General features: G+C 42.1%; 14 protein-coding genes. 13 read left to right on the top strand and 1 reads right to left on the bottom strand.

Annotated elements, in window-relative coordinates:
• Window positions 1-70 precede the first annotated feature (70 nt).
• The gene (locus GARC_RS22645; RefSeq protein ID WP_007624920.1) at window positions 71-1,636 is read left to right on the top strand and encodes an AMP-binding protein; all 1,566 of its coding nucleotides are present in this window, start codon (window positions 71-73) and stop codon (window positions 1,634-1,636) included.
• 56 nt (window positions 1,637-1,692) lie between these two features.
• Here the strand turns inward: GARC_RS22645 and GARC_RS22640 are convergent, their stop codons facing one another.
• Window positions 1,693-2,631 (bottom strand): winged helix-turn-helix transcriptional regulator, encoded by a 939-nt coding sequence (locus tag GARC_RS22640; protein ID WP_007624919.1) that lies wholly within the window; start codon window positions 2,629-2,631, stop codon window positions 1,693-1,695.
• Window positions 2,632-2,749: 118 nt separating this feature from the next.
• Here GARC_RS22640 and paaN point away from each other — a divergent pair, with 118 nt between their 5' ends.
• From paaN to GARC_RS22580, 12 genes are all read left to right on the top strand, one after another.
• Complete coding sequence (gene paaN, locus GARC_RS22635) at window positions 2,750-4,423, top strand: phenylacetic acid degradation protein PaaN (protein WP_007624918.1); 1,674 nt, start codon at window positions 2,750-2,752, stop codon at window positions 4,421-4,423.
• A gap of 49 nt (window positions 4,424-4,472) precedes the next feature.
• Entirely contained in the window at window positions 4,473-5,717 is a 1,245-nt protein-coding gene (locus tag GARC_RS22630) for a thiolase family protein (RefSeq protein WP_007624917.1), read from the top strand.
• Window positions 5,718-5,770: 53 nt separating this feature from the next.
• Window positions 5,771-6,955, top strand: a complete 1,185-nt coding sequence (locus tag GARC_RS22625) for a CaiB/BaiF CoA transferase family protein (protein ID WP_007624915.1) — start codon at window positions 5,771-5,773, stop codon at window positions 6,953-6,955.
• A gap of 374 nt (window positions 6,956-7,329) precedes the next feature.
• Window positions 7,330-9,681 carry a TonB-dependent receptor gene (locus GARC_RS22620; RefSeq protein WP_007624913.1) on the top strand — a complete coding sequence of 784 codons (2,352 nt, stop codon included), beginning with the start codon at window positions 7,330-7,332 and terminating at the stop codon, window positions 9,679-9,681.
• A gap of 72 nt (window positions 9,682-9,753) precedes the next feature.
• A complete protein-coding gene (locus GARC_RS22615) occupies window positions 9,754-10,734 on the top strand; it encodes an NAD(P)H-dependent flavin oxidoreductase (protein ID WP_007624910.1) in 981 nt (326 codons plus the stop codon).
• Window positions 10,731-12,392, top strand: coding sequence for a class I adenylate-forming enzyme family protein (locus GARC_RS22610; RefSeq protein ID WP_007624908.1), 1,662 nt, complete (start codon window positions 10,731-10,733; stop codon window positions 12,390-12,392). Before GARC_RS22615 ends, GARC_RS22610 begins: the two co-directional genes overlap by 4 nt.
• A 53-nt stretch (window positions 12,393-12,445) precedes the next feature.
• Window positions 12,446-13,933 (top strand): carotenoid oxygenase family protein, encoded by a 1,488-nt coding sequence (locus GARC_RS22605; protein WP_007624907.1) that lies wholly within the window; start codon window positions 12,446-12,448, stop codon window positions 13,931-13,933.
• Window positions 13,934-13,967: 34 nt separating this feature from the next.
• Window positions 13,968-15,209 (top strand): acetyl-CoA acetyltransferase, encoded by a 1,242-nt coding sequence (locus tag GARC_RS22600; protein ID WP_007624903.1) that lies wholly within the window; start codon window positions 13,968-13,970, stop codon window positions 15,207-15,209.
• A 66-nt stretch (window positions 15,210-15,275) separates the two neighbouring features.
• Complete coding sequence (locus GARC_RS22595) at window positions 15,276-16,475, top strand: acetyl-CoA C-acyltransferase (protein WP_007624901.1); 1,200 nt, start codon at window positions 15,276-15,278, stop codon at window positions 16,473-16,475.
• Between the two features lie 267 nt (window positions 16,476-16,742).
• The gene (locus GARC_RS22590; protein WP_007624899.1) at window positions 16,743-17,003 is read left to right on the top strand and encodes a DnaJ domain-containing protein; all 261 of its coding nucleotides are present in this window, start codon (window positions 16,743-16,745) and stop codon (window positions 17,001-17,003) included.
• Between the two features lie 11 nt (window positions 17,004-17,014).
• On the top strand, window positions 17,015-17,485 hold the full coding sequence (locus GARC_RS22585; protein ID WP_007624897.1) for a hypothetical protein: 471 nt from the start codon (window positions 17,015-17,017) through the stop codon (window positions 17,483-17,485).
• Between the two features lie 27 nt (window positions 17,486-17,512).
• A complete protein-coding gene (locus GARC_RS22580; protein ID WP_007624895.1) occupies window positions 17,513-18,160 on the top strand; it encodes a hypothetical protein in 648 nt (215 codons plus the stop codon).
• The last annotated feature ends 8 nt before the right edge of the window (window positions 18,161-18,168 follow it).

The raw sequence follows: 18,168 nt of genomic DNA, 5'->3' as shown, positions 1-18,168 counted from the left end.
AGCCCAGTCAGCGAGCTACTCTAGTCGCTGACATCGTTTTTCCACCTTTATATATATTAAGGTAATCATAATGAAAACTGAAAGCACAACTCTGCTTGAATCTGACACTTTACAATCGTTCTTTGATAAAGGCTGTAATCAATTTAAAGATAACCTAGCTTTCAAATGTGGTGCACAAAGCTTGACTTATCTTGAGCTTGAACAAGATTCGCGAAACTTTGCCGCCTATCTGCAAGCCAACACAAATCTTAAGCAAGGCGATAGAATAGCAGTGCAACTGCCTAATTGTATTGCCTATCCAGTTGTGACTTGGGGAGCATTGCGAGCGGGTTTAGTTGTTGTCAACGTTAATCCCTTGTATACAAAAAATGAACTGGCGCATATGTATAAAGATTCTGGCGCTAAAGCATTAGTATTACTGGGCTCTTCATTGGAGTTAGTTTCATCTTTGCTGGATGACACAGACATTTCTGCGCTTTTTTATCTGCCAAATATACAGCCAAATCTTGAAAAACTAAGCATCAAAGCCCTTGATTACCAAGGTGCTCTCGACCTAGGTAGTCAATATAAATTTCAGCCTGTTGTTACCCATGCCAACGATATGGCCTTGCTGCAATATACAGGTGGTACCACTGGCTTGTCTAAAGGTGCTGTGTTGACTCATCACAATCTTATTAGCGCGGCTCAAGGTTTCTGGAACGCTACTAACGTTTTTGAGTCGGGAAACGAGATATTTGTAGCGCCTTTACCGCTATATCATGTGTATGCCTTTGTTGCGCATATAGTAGTAGGCGTTGTTTATGGTGTAACTAGTATTCTTATCAGTGATCCTCGGGATCTCAAAGGATTTTCAAGCGCCTTAGAGAATACCCGTTTCAGCTTGTTTGTTGGTATTAATACCTTGTTTAATGCTTTGTGTCATGACGAACAATTTCAGAAATTAGATTTTTCTGGGTTGAAGTTTACTTTGTCAGGAGGCATGGCACTTGATTTAGGTATCGCAAAACGATGGCACAATTTAACAGCTTGCGAGATCAACGAAGGTTATGGATTAACCGAATCTTCGGCCGGTGTTATCGTCAATAGAGGAGATACTTGTCGACGTTTAGGTTCGGTAGGCAAACCTGTAGCAGGGATAGAGCTAAAAATCATTGGCGATAACGGGCAACAGCTTAATGTAGGGGAAAAAGGTGAGCTGCATTTAAAAGGTAAGCAAATAATGCAAGGTTACTGGCAAAATCCTAATGCAACTAATGAGGTGTTACAGAATGGTTGGTTGGCCACAGGAGATATTGCCACCATTGATGAAGACGGTTTTGTGTATATAGTTGATCGCATAAAAGATCTCGTTATTGTATCAGGATTTAATGTATATCCAGCGGAAATAGAACAAGTAGTTAACCTTATTGATGGTGTGCAAGAGTGTGCGGTCATTGGAGCTAAGTCCGAAGATACGGGTGAAGCGGTGCAACTTTTTGTGGTGTTACAAGATAAAAGCGTCACATTAGAAGTTATTATTGAGCATTGTCGAAACAACCTTGCGGCCTATAAAATTCCGAAAGTTATCAATGTGATTGATGAATTACCTAAATCCCCAGTGGGGAAAGTACTCAAACGTTTACTTATTCCCAGCTAATAATGGATATATAAGCGCCCCCTAACTTAGCTAATGTATATTGGCTAAGTTAGCTGTTATTGACTACTAAAATGCACTTTTTCAGTCTGAGGTTTATGCAAGCATTCAGCACAAATTACATCCACATCAAGGTCACTACCACAGGCACTATGAATTAGTTTGAAGGTTCGCTCCATTGGGGGGAAATAATCCAACACCCATTGTCTTATCGCCATAGTCATGCCGTATAACGACTCGCCTTTATCAGTGAGTTTATATTCATAACGTGGAGGTGATTCTTGGTAAATATTGCGAGTAAATACACCTAAATCAACCATCAGTTTAAGTCTGTCAGCCAAGATATTAGTGGCTATACCCAACTGCTGATGAAAATCATCATAACGACTCAAACCCAAAAAAACACTTGCTACTATTAAGGTGCTCCAACGATCGCCTATTATTTCGATTATGTGACCAAGTCTATAATCAGAATCAGATACGGTATTACCCCGTGAACGGCGCTGAGCACTGATGGTATCAACTACATTTTTAACTGGAATATCTGCAACGTTGTGATCATGCACCCGCTCAACATCTTTATAGGTGACTTCGTTTTGACAATGTCGACAAATACAAATGGGTTTTAAGGTATGTTGCTCATCTACATTGTGTATGAGCACAGACGGCATATTGGAGTCCGAGTGCTTGCCCCAGTGTGTTTCCCATTCCCATACCATCAATGCCCAAGGATATAAGGCCAGTCCTTTGGGCGTGAGCTTATATTCAAAACGAGGAGGGGATTGGGAATAGGGCACTTTGTGTAATATTTCGTGCTCAATCAAAAACTCCAGACGATTTGTCAGAGTACCTCTGGCGATTTTACTGTATTCCCTAAATTCGCTGAACTTATGACGGCCTAAAAAGGCATCACGTAAAATAAGTATGGTCCAACGATCACCAACTATTTTCAGTGCTCTGGCGACAGGGTTTGATGCTATTTGGCTTTCTATGTTCATCAATAAATATTATCCCATCTGTTACCCAAAACATAGTGAGTCTCATAATAAAACTTGATAAACACTTTGTTCACTGATAATTTAACAAAATAATAACTTTCATTGTGAGACTTACATTGTGACCCATTGGTTCAAAGAGCATTTACCCAAATTAAATAAAGCCCTCGATGCTTGCCAACATCGTTATTCTTGGACTGCTTACACTGAAAGCCCGAGCAGTAAAATCCATGGTAATGATGTTCCGAAACAAGGAAAGATGCGTTTCGAAGCCATGTTGAATAAAGATTACCCTATGCAATTACCCGGCGAAAAAGGTAGAACGGGGGCTGAGGTTTCACCTTACACTCGCGAGCCGCTAGGTATCACTTACCCTAAGCTTGATGTCGAAGACTTATATATTGAAATCAACAAAGCCATACCTGCCTGGACTAACGCCGGAGTTGATACGCGAGTGGGTATTTGTATGGAAATATTAGATCGCTGCTCTAAACAACTATTTGAGAATGCACATGCAACTATGCATACCGCTGGTCAAAGTTACATTATGGCGTTTGCGGGCAGTGGCGCTAACGCATTAGATCGCGGATTAGAAGCACTAGTTTACGCTTATAAAGCAATGCAGGACGTTCCACAAACCGCTAAATGGACTCGCAGTTTTGGTGCTGCTGGTGACGCTAATTTGCTCAAAGAGTATCGACTTAAGCCTCGTGGTGTCAGTGTAACGGTTTGTTGTGCAACTTTTCCCCTTTGGAATGGCTATCCCGCATTAACCGCCAGTTTAGCAACCGGAAATCCAGTGGTATTAAAACCACACCCCAGTGCGATTTTGCCAGTGGCATTAATGGTAAGTGTATGTAGAGAAGTATTAAGCGAGGCTGGATTCGATCCTAATCTAGTCACTATGGTCGCCGATACCCGTGAAGAACCTGCCACTATGGCATTACTCAACCATCCAGACACCGCCATTATTGATTTTACAGGTAGTCCGACTTTTGGAAACTGGATAGAAAAGAACTGTCAGGACGCGCTGGTGTATACCGAAACAGCCGGCTGTAACTCGGTTGTAATTGAATCTACTAATGATTTAGCCAAAATGGCGACTGCCATTGCTCAGTCGTTATGTCAGGCTTCAGCTCAAATGTGTACTAGTGTGCAGAATATTCATATTCCCGCTAAAGGGATCACTGTTAATGGGCAATCCGTTAGCTTTGATGATGTGGCACAAGCCATAGTGACTGAGGTTGATACCTTACTTGCCGATCCTAAACATGCGGCATTTTTGTGTGGCACCTTAGTGACGGAAGACATCTACAACACCATCACCCGTTTTACTCAAATAGGGGATGATATTGGCAGTATTTTGAGGCAGTCGAAGCCCTATGAAAATCCTGGTTATCCCAATGCTCGCACAGCAACTCCACTCATCATTGCTGTCACTGAAAACCAACGAGAGTACTACCGGGAAGAATTATTTGGACCAATCTCATTTATCATCAAAAGTGCTAGTGCGAATGAATGCTTAGCCGAAGCAACGACTAATGCCCGTGAGTGCGGAGCAATAACGTCCCATGTGTACTCAACCGATGAAACCTTTTTAGAAAAAGCCCAAGACGCATACAACGATGCTGGTGCGTCGGTGGCTTGTAATTTAATGGGCATGCCAATTAACTTTGCGGCAGCTTACAGTGATTACCATGTAACAGGTATGAATCCTGCGGGCAACGCCTGTTTAACGGACTTGGCCTTTGTCACCAATCGTTTTCGGATCGTACAAAGAAAGAGAATGGTCTAGCCATCAGGCTGGATATTTTCTTTAACTTTCATCATAAAAGGTAAAATTAATGACTGATGTATTTATTGCCGGCATTGGCATGACCTCTTTGGGTAAATTTGTTGATAAAAGTGTTAAACAATTAACTCATGAGGCAGTTTCACTGGCTTTGAACGATGCCGATGCTCAGCAACAAGATATTCAAGCTGCGTGGTTTTCAAATACACGACAAGGACTACTAGAAGGGCAAAATGGCATTAGAGGCCAATGTGCCTTGCGGCCTATGGGTTTTGAAGGTATTCCCATCACCAATGTGGAAAACGCTTGCGCCTCTGGTTCAACTGCTTTATTGCAAGCTGTAGCTCATATACGGGCGCAAATGTGTGATATCGCCTTAGTGGTTGGCGCTGAAAAAATGTTTTTTCCTGAAAAGCGTGATGCTATGTTTCGAGCATTTTTAGGTGGTACCGATATCCATAGACTAGAAGAATTTCAAAATATGGTTTCAGAGCAAGCCATAGAGGAAATTCCCGAAGAGTTTAGATTGCTCGATACCGGGCAAAAAAGCTTTTTTATGGATAGTTATGCTGCTCAAGCACGTTTACATATGCAACGTTTTGGTACCACACAAAAGCAGTTTGCTATTGCCGCGGCTAAAAATCATTGGCATTCCACCATGAATCCTATGGCCCAATATCAAAAAGACTATTCGGTAGATGAAGTGCTTAATGGCCGACTTATCAGTTGGCCCTTTACCTTACCTATGTGTGCGCCCATCTCTGATGGCGGGGCGGCAGCTGTGGTGTGTTCAGCAAAAGGTTTGGCAAAACTTAATGCTAAACGGGCCATTAAAATTCGCGGAATTAGTTTAGCGAGTGGTTCAAACCGAGCGCCTGATGAATTTGAGCGACACATTGGCCGGGTGGCTGCAACTGCAGCTTATGAACAAGCCTCGATTGATCCGAGCGAAATAAACGTGGTCGAAGTACATGATGCTACTGCGTACTCTGAAATCCAGCAAATCGAAAACCTAATGTTGTGCCCGCTAGGCGAAGGCGGTGTATTCACTGAAATGGGACAAACTAAACTAGGCGGCAAAGTACCGGTAAACCCTTCTGGTGGTTTAGTTTCCAAAGGACACCCAGTAGGGGCAACTGGCATCATGCAAATTCATGAACTAATGACGCAACTGCGAGGTGAAGCGGGTCAACGCCAAGTGCCAAATTGCAAGATTGCGGTGGCAGAAAATGGTGGTGGTTTTTATGAAACTGAAGAAGCCGCAACAGTTGTTACAGTGCTAGAGCGTGCCAATTAAACGAGTCGAGAATTGCCTACTAATGCATCATAAACTGTTTAGGAGTAGTACCATTGAATAAAATACTGAGCGGCATACGTGTATTGGATTTTGGCCGATACATTGCTGGACCCTTTTGCGCTACCTTATTGGCCGATTTAGGGGCCGATGTTATACGCATAGAAAAACCCTCTGGTGGGGAAGACCGCTATACGGTACCCGTCACCTCCGATGGTGAAGGGGCTTACCACATGCAAATTGGTCGCAACAAACAGTCCATGACCTTAAATCCAATGACCGAAGAAGGCCAAGATATAGTCAAGCGTTTGGTCAAAACTGCTGATGTAGTGGTGGTTAATGTACCGCCTCAAGCATTAAAAAAAATGGGCTTAGATTACGAGTCATTATGTGCAATTAACCCCAGTATTATTTTAACCTTAAATACCGCGTTTGGTTCATTGGGTCCCTACGCCGAACGAGGGGGGTTTGATACCATTGCCCAAGCCATGTCTGGCAGCATGCATTTAAGCGGAACTGAAGGCCATCCGGCCAAATCTTTTGCACCTTATTGTGATTTTGGGACCGCTTCTCTTAGTGCTTTTGGCACCCTAGCCGCTATCATGCATCGAATGAAAACCGGTGAAGGCCAGATTGTAGAGGGCAGCTTACTGAGTACCGCATTAACCTTTAATAATGCGGCATTGATTGAGGAGTCGATCCTCCACAAAAATCGCCAAGGAAGTGGCACTCGTGGTCAGTTTAATGCTCCTACCGATACCTTTAAAACCCAAGATGGTTGGTTATCTGTTCAAGTGGTTGGCCAAGGTCTTTTCAAACGTTGGTGCAATTTATTGCAAGAAAATCAGTGGCTCGACGATCCTAAGTACGCTAGCGATCAAGGACGAGGGGATCATGGACATATCATTAGCCAACGTATGGAGCAGTGGTGCGCACAACATAACAACATGTCTGCCTTAGCTGAGTTATCAAAAGCTGGCATACCCGCGGGAGAGTTATTAACACCTGCACAAACCTTAAAAAATGAACATGTAGTGGCAAGCAAACTATTTCAATCCGTTGATTATCCAAATAGCCCAGGTGCTGCGCCTATTGTTAACCATCCAATTAATTATTCTAAATCCCAGACTTGTGAATTTAAACGGGCCCCTACCTTGGGAGAACACACCGATAAAATTTTAAATGAAATTGGATTTGACCCAAATCAAATAACAGGCTTTCGAGAAAGAGGTGTCATATAAGTTTTTTAATGAGCGTATTTAAAACTCTTTAATTCTTACCTTAAGTTAGCCTCTTAAATAACTGTGGGTATACCTCAAACTAATAGTGTGTCTGGGCGTGAGTCTAGACCTGCTTTTTGCCTCGCGATTTTTAACCAGCAACCTTGTCACACAAATAAACAACATGATTAACTGTTTTAAATCAGTTGCTTATAAAATAACTGTGTGTTTCAAAAAAACATAACCAAACATTTTCACAACAAAATGTTAACAATAAAGCTTGCATTAAGAGACCCTTGGATATAAGGTTTGCAGCCTTTACGACTTGCGTTATAAGACCTTAAATAAGTAAAGTCTAAACGTATACTTTAGTTCTGAATGTTCAGGAGCAGACGATGCCAAAAAATTATAAAAAAAAGCGTATAGCCATTTATATATCAGCGTTGATGATGGGAAGTAGTTTTAACTTGATAGCGCAAGAAGCGAACGAATCAAACTCAGAACTATCGTTAGAAGTGATAGAGGTAACAGCGCAAAAACGCGCGCAAGGGTTACAGGATGTGCCTATTTCTATCAGTGCTATCTCTGGTGAATTACTAAAAAATAGCAATATGAACTCGCTGACAGATATGGCCACTTCAGTGCCTAACCTCACCATAACCAAGTCGGGAATTACTAATCAAATTGGTATTCGAGGCATATCTTCTGGTGGTAACAAAGGTTTTGAACAATCAGTTGCCATGTATGTTGATGAAGTTTATTACGGCCGTGACCAGCTCATCCAATTACCACTGGTAGATTTAGAGCGAGTAGAGGTATTACGTGGTCCACAACCGATATTATTTGGTAAAAATGCCATTGCAGGTGCAATAAGCTTATCTTCAGCTCGACCTACTGATGAATTTGAAGCATCAATTACGACTCTATATGAATTTGAACAAGAAGAATTTAAAACCGTTGGTGTGATATCTGGGCCACTAACAGAAAACTTGAACGGACGATTTGTAGCGTCCTATCGTGAAATGGACGGTTGGATTGAAAACGTCACTTTAGACCGCATGGAACCGGGTGTAGATCAGCTTTATTTAAGAGGGATGCTCGAGTGGGACTACGATAATTTAAACATATTGTTAAAAGCAGAATCTTCTACTTTTGATACGGCAGGAAGAGCCATTGAAAATCACTCTCCTATTGGTACCTATTCAGCCATATTTGCAGGCGGACTTTATGTTGAAACCGACGAAGATTACAAGTCGCAAAATAACGGTCAAGAGAGCGATAATAAAGTCGAAAATTTGATGCTGAAAGTGGATTATGACATCAATGACTACACTATTACGTCAACCACAGCCTACTTAAAATACACCACTGATGAACTCATAGACGTTGATTATACGGCGCTGGATTTATTTGATGGTTCTGTGCAAGGAGAAAGTTTTAAGCAATGGAGTCAAGAACTTAGAGTTGCATCTCCGACTGATGGTGATTTTGATTATATCGCAGGTATTTATTTACAAGGTAATGAACTCATCACCTACGATAACGTGCTATTTGGCAGTACGTTTGCTGCAAATCCAGCATTTGCGCCTGTTGTTAACGGCAGCTGGGATAGAGATTATTCGCAAGATTCAGATGTGTTTTCAGCCTTCGCACAGTTGAATTGGCGAATTACTGAAAAGTTATCGCTAACCGCTGGAGCAAGGTATAGCAAAGAAGAAAAAGATGCCCACCGAGTACTCAATTTGCCTGGTGAGAATACCAGTGGTATTCCTGCTGACGGATTGTTTCCTGGTTCACCTGCATTTGGTCCTCAAGCTGGTTTTGAAGTCGTTATGGGTGCGATAAAAATTTATGCCCACGAATTAGAAGGTAATCGCAAAGAATCTCAACTTGATCCACTATTGAATCTTCAATATGAAATCGACGAAGACACAATGTTATATGCATCTTATACCCAAGGCAGTAAAGGTGGCGGTTTTGATATACGTTCAAATAGTTACCCTGAAAATCCAGTCAACCCAGGTTCTTTTGAATTCGAAGATGAACAAGCAACCAGTTATGAATTGGGTGGTAAGTTTGGTTTTGGCGTCCTTGAAATAAACGCCGCTGCATTTTTAACTAGCTATGAAGATCTGCAAATTACTCAATTTGATGGAGTTGTAGGTTTCAATGTGCAAAATGCCGCCAAAGCTGAAACCAAAGGAATAGAAATAGACGGACGTTGGTTACTCGCTGAAGCATTGGTTCTAACGGGATCATTAGCCTATTTAGACTTTGAATATAGCGACTTTGATATTGCCCAGTGCGCGCCAGATTTGGTATTGCCTGACCAGGTATTAAGCTCAACTGTACCTGGTTTGTGTAATCTCTCAGGTGAAAGAGCCATTTATACCCCTGAACTTACAGGAAGCCTAAGATTGCAGTATCAACAAGATATTGGTGATTGGGCCTATATGACTTATGGCCTCAATATGGAATATAGCGACGAGTACAATGCTGGTGTCACCCTTGACCCAAACACAGTACAAGATAGCTACACTAGATGGGGGGTACGTGTTGCATTAGCTGATTATGATGATCAATGGCAAGTGGCGCTTATTGCCAATAATATCACCGACGAGAGAGTCATGACTCTGTCAAATTCGTTGCCTTTTTCAACCACTCTCACAGGTGGAACAGGCGTCGCATATTACGGTATTTATGACCGCCCAAGAAGCATCGCACTTGAGCTGACTGTTAACTTCTAATCTAATCTTTAATCTTGTTTACACCGCCTTTTAGGCGGTGATTTGGGCTTATGTAATGCAGGAATCAGACTTATGACCTTACCATTGTTGCTTAAAAAATTAGTCATCCCAGTTATGCAAGCGCCGATGTTTTTAATTTCTGGACCCGATATGGTGGTTAATGCTTGTAAAGCTGGGGTTGTAGGCAGTTTTCCGACCCAAAATGCGCGTACCCCAGAAATACTAGACGAATGGATGGGACAAATCAAAAGCCGTTTGGCGAGTCAAAATATTACAACGCCTTGGGCCGTGAATCTTATCGTGCACCCGTCCTATGCTAGAGGTAAAGCAGACTTTGAGGTGATCCTTAAGCACCAACCACCTATTGTTATTACTGCACTCGGCAGTCCTGCAGCTTTAGTTGAACAAGTTCATAGCTACGGCGGCATAGTATTAGCCGATGTTATAAATCCTAGTTATGCAAAAAAAGCGGCCGCAGCAAAAGTCGATGGTTTAGTGCTAGTGAGTGTCGGAGCTGGTGGACATACTGGTTATCTTTCACCTTTTGTGTTTGTACAAGAAATACGTAAGTGGTGGCAAGGATTACTAGTTTTAGGTGGAGGTATAGGAACCGGTCAAGCCGTATTAGCAGCACAAGCTATGGGGGCAGATATCGCCTATTTAGGGACACGTTTTATTCCTACCAATGAAAGCCTATGTCAGCCTGAGTATAAACAAATGGTGGTGGCATCAAATTCAGAGGATATTGTCATTTCTGATGCAATTACAGGGGTCAAAGCCAATTGGCTACGTCAGTCTCTGGCAAACGGAGGTTATGACCCAGACAATTTGCCTGATAAAGGAAAAATTGATTTTGCTAGTGCATCAGGGGCTGAAAACAAACGTTGGAAAGATATATGGGCCGCCGGTCAAGGTGTTGGTAGCTCAACTGCAGTTCAAGCCATTGCCGAGATTGTTGAAGAGTTAACAAATGAATATCAAGAGTCTTTATCTGCTTTGTTAACCGAGCAAAAGCAAGAACCTGAGCAAGTTAAAAGGGGAACAATAATATGATAATCAGCGACAAAAATAGATTAACTCAATATCACAACACTGGGGAGTGGGGTGAACGTAGGCTCCATGATTTATTTTATGAAACGGCAAATCGTTTCCCTGAACGTATCGCTTTAGTTGATCCAGCGGATAAAACCGACTTAACGGGTGATGCCCCATTGCGGCTAACATACCAAGAGCTTGCTGATAAAATTAACCAGTTAACTGAGGTGTTTTTGATAAATGGCTTGGGTAAAGACGATATTTTATTGGTGCAAATGCCCAATGTAGTGGAATTAATATATATCTATCTTGCCGCCTCGCGCTTAGGCATTATTGTGAGTCCAGTGCCGGTTCAGTATCAGGAAAACGAGCTAACTGCGATTATCGATATTCTAAAGCCTGCAGCCATTGTTGCCACACCTAAATTTAAGCAAACCTCTTTGTTAGAAAGAATGAAAAGCAGCATCAAGCTGTCTTCTATGCACAGTTGTCCGCCGAAAATACTGTTATGGGGGGCTGGGGAGGCTGATTGTGATCTGACTGCAGCAATTGAGCAATCTTCAGCGTCTAGCCGCTACTCAGATTATTGTGCACACAACAAGATTGGTGCTGATGATTTAATGACGATTTGTTGGACATCAGGCACCGAAGGAACACCAAAGGGCGTCCCCCGTAGTCACAATCAATGGTTAGCGGTTGGAAAGGCGACCTATTTAGGTAATCAGATTAAAGACAATGAAACATTACTCAACCCTTTTCCATTGATTAATATGGCCTCAATTGGAGGCATGTTTTTAAGCTGGTTATACAGTGGTGGCAAGTTAGTACTGCATCACCCATTAAACTTGCCGGTTTTTCTACAACAAATTGTGACTGAAAAAGTTAATTACACCCTAGCACCCCCGGCTTTGCTCAATGCCTTGTTAAAAGACGAAAAGCTAAAAAATGCCATTGATTTTTCCGGTATTCGAGCAATTGGTTCAGGATCTGCTCCCCTAGATGTATGGATGGTTGAAGGCTACAAAGATTTGTTTGGGATCGAAATTGTCAACCATTTCGGATCAAATGAAGGGGTGAGTTTACTCTGTGGACCCAATGAAACCACTAGTGCAGAAAAAAGAGCAAGATTATTTCCTCGTGACAGTGAGTTATTGGAAACCCGTATCGTTGACCTAGAATCAGGTGAGCAAATTAGCGAAATGAACAAGCCCGGCGAACTTCAAATCAAAGGTGCAGGTGTATTCGATGGCTATTATAAAGCTCCCGAAAAAACCGCTGAATCCTTTACTTCAGACGGCTTTTTCAAAACAGGTGATTTGTTTCAAATATCGTCAGAAGATCCGCAGTTTTATCGATTTATCGGGCGTTGTAAAGATTTGATCATACGCGGTGGAATGAATATTGCGCCAGCGGAACTAGACAACTTGTTAAGTGCCCATGAGTTTATTTTAGATGTGGCGGTTGCTCCCTATCCCTGTGAAATTATGGGGGAGCGCATTGCTGTATTTGTTACTTTAAAACCCGAAAAACACTTGAGCTTAGCAGACATAATTGACTATTTAAAACAGCAACATGTTGCGTCATTTAAACTCCCAGAAAAGTTGGTTTTGGTTGCTGAGATCCCCCGTAACCCACTGGGTAAAGTATTACGTTTTAAGCTTTCAGAACTATCGTGATCCGGTTTTCGAAAACTATTCGCATCAGACATTAAGTTAAGAAGGAAATCATTATGAAAAATGAAATGATAAAAGATTATGAACAACAGGATACACCGGAGTGGACGGGTGTTGAAGAGCACTTTCACAATGTGAACCCATACTTACATGGCGCGTTAGGGCCAACAAAGTTTGAGCATACCGAAGACGAACTTGTTGTATTGGAGGGCAAGGTGCCCGACGATTTGACCGGTGTTTATATCAGAAATGGCGCCAACTCGCGCTTTGCTAGTAAAGGACCGCACCATTGGTTTGACGGTGATGGCATGTTACACGCTTTGTCTTTCAAAAATGGCAAAGCTAGTTATAGAAATCGTTGGATCCGTACTAAACACTTTAATATGGAAAGCGAAGCGCAAAAAGTACTATGGCCGGGTTATGCGATGCCCAGGCCCGATCCTAACTCCCCTCCTGGAAGTGGTAGTGACTTTTCCATTAAAGATGGCTCAAATACCGATGTTGTTTGGCACAATGGCGCTTTGCTGACGACTTTCTATCAAACAGGCATTCCTTATAGGGTTAATCCGGTTACTTTAGAAACTGAAGGTCAAGAAACCTTTAACAGTAAACTACCAAGACAGATGTCAGCCCATTGCAAGGTTGATGACTCCACCGGTGAATTGATGTTCTTTGATTACAATATGGAAGAACCCTATTTGACCTACGGCGTGGTGGACAAAAACGGTCTGTTAACTGATTACGTCGAGGTGCCATTGCCAGGAGCAAGATTGCCTCACGATATGGCCATAACCGAAAATTACTCGATTCTGATGGATCTACCTTTGCACTGGAATGAAGGTCGTCACGGTTTACATTATTTTAAAGACCGTCCAAGTCGTTTTGCTGTTATCCCACGTCACGGCAAACAACAAGATATTCAATGGTTTGATGCCAGTGCCTGCTATATGTACCACACAGTGAATGCCTATGAAGAAGATGGCAAAATCATTATGGACGGTTGTCGCCAACCTGATCCTATTATGCCTCGCCAACCAGGTGATGGTGTCATAGAACGCATGAAGTCTGCGGGTACTTGGCAAGATGTGAAGCTCTATAGATGGACCTTTGATTTAGCTACTGGTGAAACAACTGAAGAGCAACTTGATGATACCAATGTTGAGTTTCCGATGATCAATGCTGACTGGGTGTTAGGCAAGAAATATAGATACAGCTACTCCACCCTTATGCCAACCGATGCAATGATCAATTTCAGTGGCATATTTAAATTTGATCATGTAACTCGTGAGAAAGATATATATGAATTTCCTGCTGGAAGTTGCGGTTCTGAAACTCCTTTTGCTCCTGCCGACAATGCAAAAAATGAAGATGATGGGTATCTTATTAGTTTCCTCACGGACAATGAGACAGGTAATAGTGAAGCGGTGATTTTTGATGCTCGTAAGATTAGCGCCGGTCCTGTTTGCCGCCTAAAAATACCCGAGCGTGTGCCTGTTGGATTTCATGCATGTTGGGTGAGCAGTGATAAAGCTGTCGGTTTATAAGATGTGTTTGTTTTCAAAGTAAGCGTGGAAATTTATGAATAATCAAGAGATTTACGTTTTGGGCGGCAGCCAGACTGACTATAGCCGTAATTGGGCGAGAGAAAGTATGGGCATTTACGAATTGTTTGAGTCATGTTTGCAACAAGGCCTGAGCCAAACAAATATCCCTGCAAAGGATGTAGATGTCGCTCATGTTGGAAATTTTGTGGCGGATTTATTTACCGGGCAATCGCAACTTAATGGGTTCTTTTCCCATGCTGAACCTGCGTTCGGGGATATACCCACATCGAGACATGAAGCCGCTTGCGCTTCTGGCTCGATGGCTTTGCTCGGTGCTATGCGCGATCTGGAAGCCGGGCATTACCAACTAGCATGTGTAATGGGCATTGAGTTGATGCGCAATGTCGATTCTGCTACCGGAGCGGGTTATTTAGGATCGGCGGCTTGGGTGGGTAAAGAAGCCCAAGATTGTCGTTATGTATGGCCAAGATTATTTGCTGATCTACTAGAACATTATCAGCAACGACATGGCCTAGATACCCAGCATTTAAGTCGTATATCGGAAATTAATTTTGCTAACGCTAAACGAAATCCAAACTCTCAAACCCGTAATTGGCAATTTGGTCCAGACAGCTTTAGTCAGCAGGATGAGTTTAATCCTATTGTTGAAGGGCAGTTGCGTAAACAAGATTGCGGCCAGATAACAGACGGTGCTGCGGTGGTGTTTCTGGCAAATAAAAGCTACGCCGCCGAGTATGCAAAAAAACACAATATTAAGTTATCTGCTATTCCCAGAATAAAAGGTTGGGGTCATCGCAGTGCGCCTTTGTTAATGAAACGCAAGTTGGAACTGAGTCAAACCAACGGCTTAATATTTCCACACGTAAAACGTACTTTTGATGATGCTTTAAAACGCGCCGGCCTAGCAGATGTGCATGCTTTAGATTTACTTGAAGTACACGACTGCTTTTCCATGACCGAATATATGTTAATTGACCATCTTGGATTAACCGCACCTGGCGAATCTTGGAAAGCCATTGAAAATGGCAGTATCGACTTTACCGGTGCCTTGCCTATCAATCCTAGTGGCGGTCTTATTGGGCTAGGCCATCCAGTAGGTGCTACCGGCGTACGCATGATGTTAGATGGGTTTAAACAAGTCACGGGTCAATGCGCGGATTACCAAGTCGAAAATGCCCAAAACGTCGGAATATTTAACTTGGGCGGCAGTGCCACAACTTGCGCTTCTTTTGTTATAGGTACAGACAACCACTAACAAAATAATCATACAAAGTCTCAAATACTCAATATATTTTGCAATTAAACTAGGAAGAATATCAGTATGAATCAAGCATACATCTATGACCTTATTCGCTCGCCAAGAGGCAAAGCTAAGCCTGAAGGAGGTTTACATGATGTTTCTCCTTTTGAATTACTCAGCTCGCTTTATTCGTCGTTAGAAGACAGAACAGGGCTCAAACCAGAGCATATCGGTGATGTTATCTTGGGCTGTGCCACACAAGTAGGTGAACAAGCCGGAAATATTGCAAAATCATCAATCATGTACCACGGTTGGCCAAGTAGTGTTTCTGGATTGACGGTTAATCGATACTGCTCATCCGGTATTGATGCGGTTAACTTCGCCGCCATGAAAGTCATGACAGGTATCGACCAATTGGTTGTGGCTGGTGGCATCGAAATGTTATCTCGCACCCCTATGTTTGCCGATAAACCCAGTCCCTTTATGGATATAAAATTGGCCTCAAAAATGGGCATGTTTATGATGGGCAGTGGCGCAGACTTGGTTGCTTCACAATACAATGTGAGTCGTGAAGACGCCGATAAGGTTGCGTTGTTAAGCCATCAAAGAGCTGCCCACGCTAGAGACAATGATTATTTTAAGTCAATCGTCCCAATCTATAACTCAGTGAAAGACATCACGTTTAAAGATGACGAGCTTATTAGGCAGAGCACTTTAGAAGGGCTTGCACAAATGAAACCTTCTTTTGCCAAAATTGGCGAGCAAGGTGTTGATGCTCTATATTTGCAAAAATTTCCTGAATTAGAGCATATTGAACATGTACATACCCCAGCAAACTCACCCTCAATGGCAGATGGCGCCGCCCTTTGCCTTATTGGTAGTCTAGAAGCTCAAAACCAACTAGGTGTTGCTCCCAGAGCCAAAATCACCGCAATGTGTAATACCAATGCCGATCTTTATACTGTGATTACAGGCGCAGTTGCGGCTGCAAAAGAGCTGTTGCGACGTAATAATATGACTTCTAAGGATGTTGATTTGTTTGAGATCCACGAAGCATTCGCAGCTACTATGGTTATGTGTAAACAAGAACTGGAAATTGATGATGATAAGCTCAATGTTAATGGTGGATGTATCGCCTTAGGGCATCCATTAGGCGCTACTGGCACTATTATGTTATCAACCTTACTTGATGAACTAGAACGACGAAACCTCAGCACAGGAATTGTGGCTGCAAGTGGCGCTGCAGGCACAGGCACAGCATTAATGATCGAACTGGTTTAACTAACCAGAATTCAGGTTAATCAGTATATCTGATGTGAATAGCCGCAGAAACCTTCGAATATAGCTCTCGTCCCGAGAGCTATATTATTTGCTTATGCAAATAGTAAAATGACCCAACCACTTTTTTTAATCTATCTTGTGTTAATTTACAGGATCGATGAGTATCACTCAGGCATTGTTATATAAGGGCGCTAAAGGTAAAATGGGAGACAGAAAAATAGCGGCACTTTAAGTTGAATCTTATGCACAATAAATATCTTATATTTTATGGATCATTTTGAGTTATTAGGGGTCACCAGAACCTCGACTACTACCGAAATTAAAAAAGCCTATCGAAAGCTGGCCAATCAATACCATCCCGATAGAAATGACGCTGCAGAGGCAAAAGAAAAATTTCAATTAATTCAAAAAGCTTACGAAGTTATTGCCGATCCTCAAAAGCGCTCTCTGTATATTAAGAGCACTTACACTATTATTACCGACCCAAGAGAAATCACCGATTCTTTTTGGCACAATGCCTTGTTGTAGGGATCAATTTAATGAAATTTGAAACATCAATACCCGCTTATTTAGCGGATGACTTCTCTATGTATTTAGAAAATATGGAATCATTGAGCGATCCAGAAAATCCTGACTTTTTGACTAATTATCTAAGAGTTTTATCAGCACAATTAGCCTCAAACAGTTCGGTCTTTATTGGTTTAGTTGACCAATTAGCCATGGCTATTACTCGCAGCGTTAGGATTGATTCAAAAAACCTAGCCAAAATAGATATGACTCAGCAACCATTGTGGGCTGACGTCAAACCTTTTGTGGGGGTTCATGCTGATGCCAGAGCCACTATTACCCAGTTAATGAATCATTCAGAAGATGAATTAAAAACGGCTGTGTTACTGATCCATTTTTATAATACTTATGATGCAACCCCTTTGCCCCCTGAAGTTGATGTTGAAATTGACGACAACGAAGACGCAAACAAACCCTATGCAACCTATGGCTATGATGAATAACATTAAAGCATTTTTGAGGAATTCCCTTTGACTAGTAAAGCACTAATTCTCGCTACCGATATTACCGAACAAGCCCAACACAGCGGTAGACAAGCGGGGACCTCATTAGAAAAAATCGCTTCGGAGCAAGGTGATACAGCAATGTTAGCGGTATTTGCTGAAATGGATATTTTAACCGTTGCTAAAATTGTGCGTGAGCATGATGCCACTATACCTTCTATTGCCACTTGGTTAATGGATGCAGAGTCGGTTAAAAAATTATTAAATGTTGAACCTTCCTATTGGCAAAACTTGGACGAAGAATCATTATTTTGCGCCCAAACCGAAGCCCATAGTTTGCTTGCACAAATATTTCTTTCTTATGAAGATGATGAAAAACAACGGGAAATACTTAAGACTATAGTGCAAGACGATTTTGGCTTGTTGTATTTATCTCTGCCTTTTATTGGTCATGATTTTTCTGAACTCGAACATGATGAAGAACAAGTCTCTGGCAGCATCGAAGAATTGCTTATGAAAATAAAAACTCTTGATGAAGAATCCTATAACGAAGTTTTGGCTGTAAGTACCAATGGCACTCTAGACAATATTGAAGCGGCCTTAAAAAACAATGCCAACAAACAAAGAGTGACGGCGGTAGAAATGGATACAGACGATATGTTTGCGCCCCTTTAGGATAATGT

Source organism: Paraglaciecola arctica BSs20135 (assembly GCF_000314995.1).
GTDB lineage: Bacteria > Pseudomonadota > Gammaproteobacteria > Enterobacterales > Alteromonadaceae > Paraglaciecola > Paraglaciecola arctica.
This window is presented reverse-complemented; position numbering and strand designations above follow the sequence as displayed.

Excerpts from the sequence above, each read along its gene's own strand:
- GARC_RS22645 (WP_007624920.1), top strand. The coding sequence starts at position 71 with ATGAAAACTGAAAGCACAACTCTGCTTGAATCTGACACTTTACAATCG.
- GARC_RS22640 (WP_007624919.1), bottom strand. The coding sequence starts at position 2,631 with ATGAACATAGAAAGCCAAATAGCATCAAACCCTGTCGCCAGAGCACTG.
- GARC_RS22630 (WP_007624917.1), top strand. The coding sequence starts at position 4,473 with ATGACTGATGTATTTATTGCCGGCATTGGCATGACCTCTTTGGGTAAA.
- GARC_RS22620 (WP_007624913.1), top strand. The coding sequence starts at position 7,330 with ATGCCAAAAAATTATAAAAAAAAGCGTATAGCCATTTATATATCAGCG.
- GARC_RS22615 (WP_007624910.1), top strand. The coding sequence starts at position 9,754 with ATGACCTTACCATTGTTGCTTAAAAAATTAGTCATCCCAGTTATGCAA.
- GARC_RS22610 (WP_007624908.1), top strand. The coding sequence starts at position 10,731 with ATGATAATCAGCGACAAAAATAGATTAACTCAATATCACAACACTGGG.
- GARC_RS22605 (WP_007624907.1), top strand. The coding sequence starts at position 12,446 with ATGAAAAATGAAATGATAAAAGATTATGAACAACAGGATACACCGGAG.
- GARC_RS22600 (WP_007624903.1), top strand. The coding sequence starts at position 13,968 with ATGAATAATCAAGAGATTTACGTTTTGGGCGGCAGCCAGACTGACTAT.
- GARC_RS22595 (WP_007624901.1), top strand. The coding sequence starts at position 15,276 with ATGAATCAAGCATACATCTATGACCTTATTCGCTCGCCAAGAGGCAAA.
- GARC_RS22590 (WP_007624899.1), top strand. The coding sequence starts at position 16,743 with ATGGATCATTTTGAGTTATTAGGGGTCACCAGAACCTCGACTACTACC.
- GARC_RS22585 (WP_007624897.1), top strand. The coding sequence starts at position 17,015 with ATGAAATTTGAAACATCAATACCCGCTTATTTAGCGGATGACTTCTCT.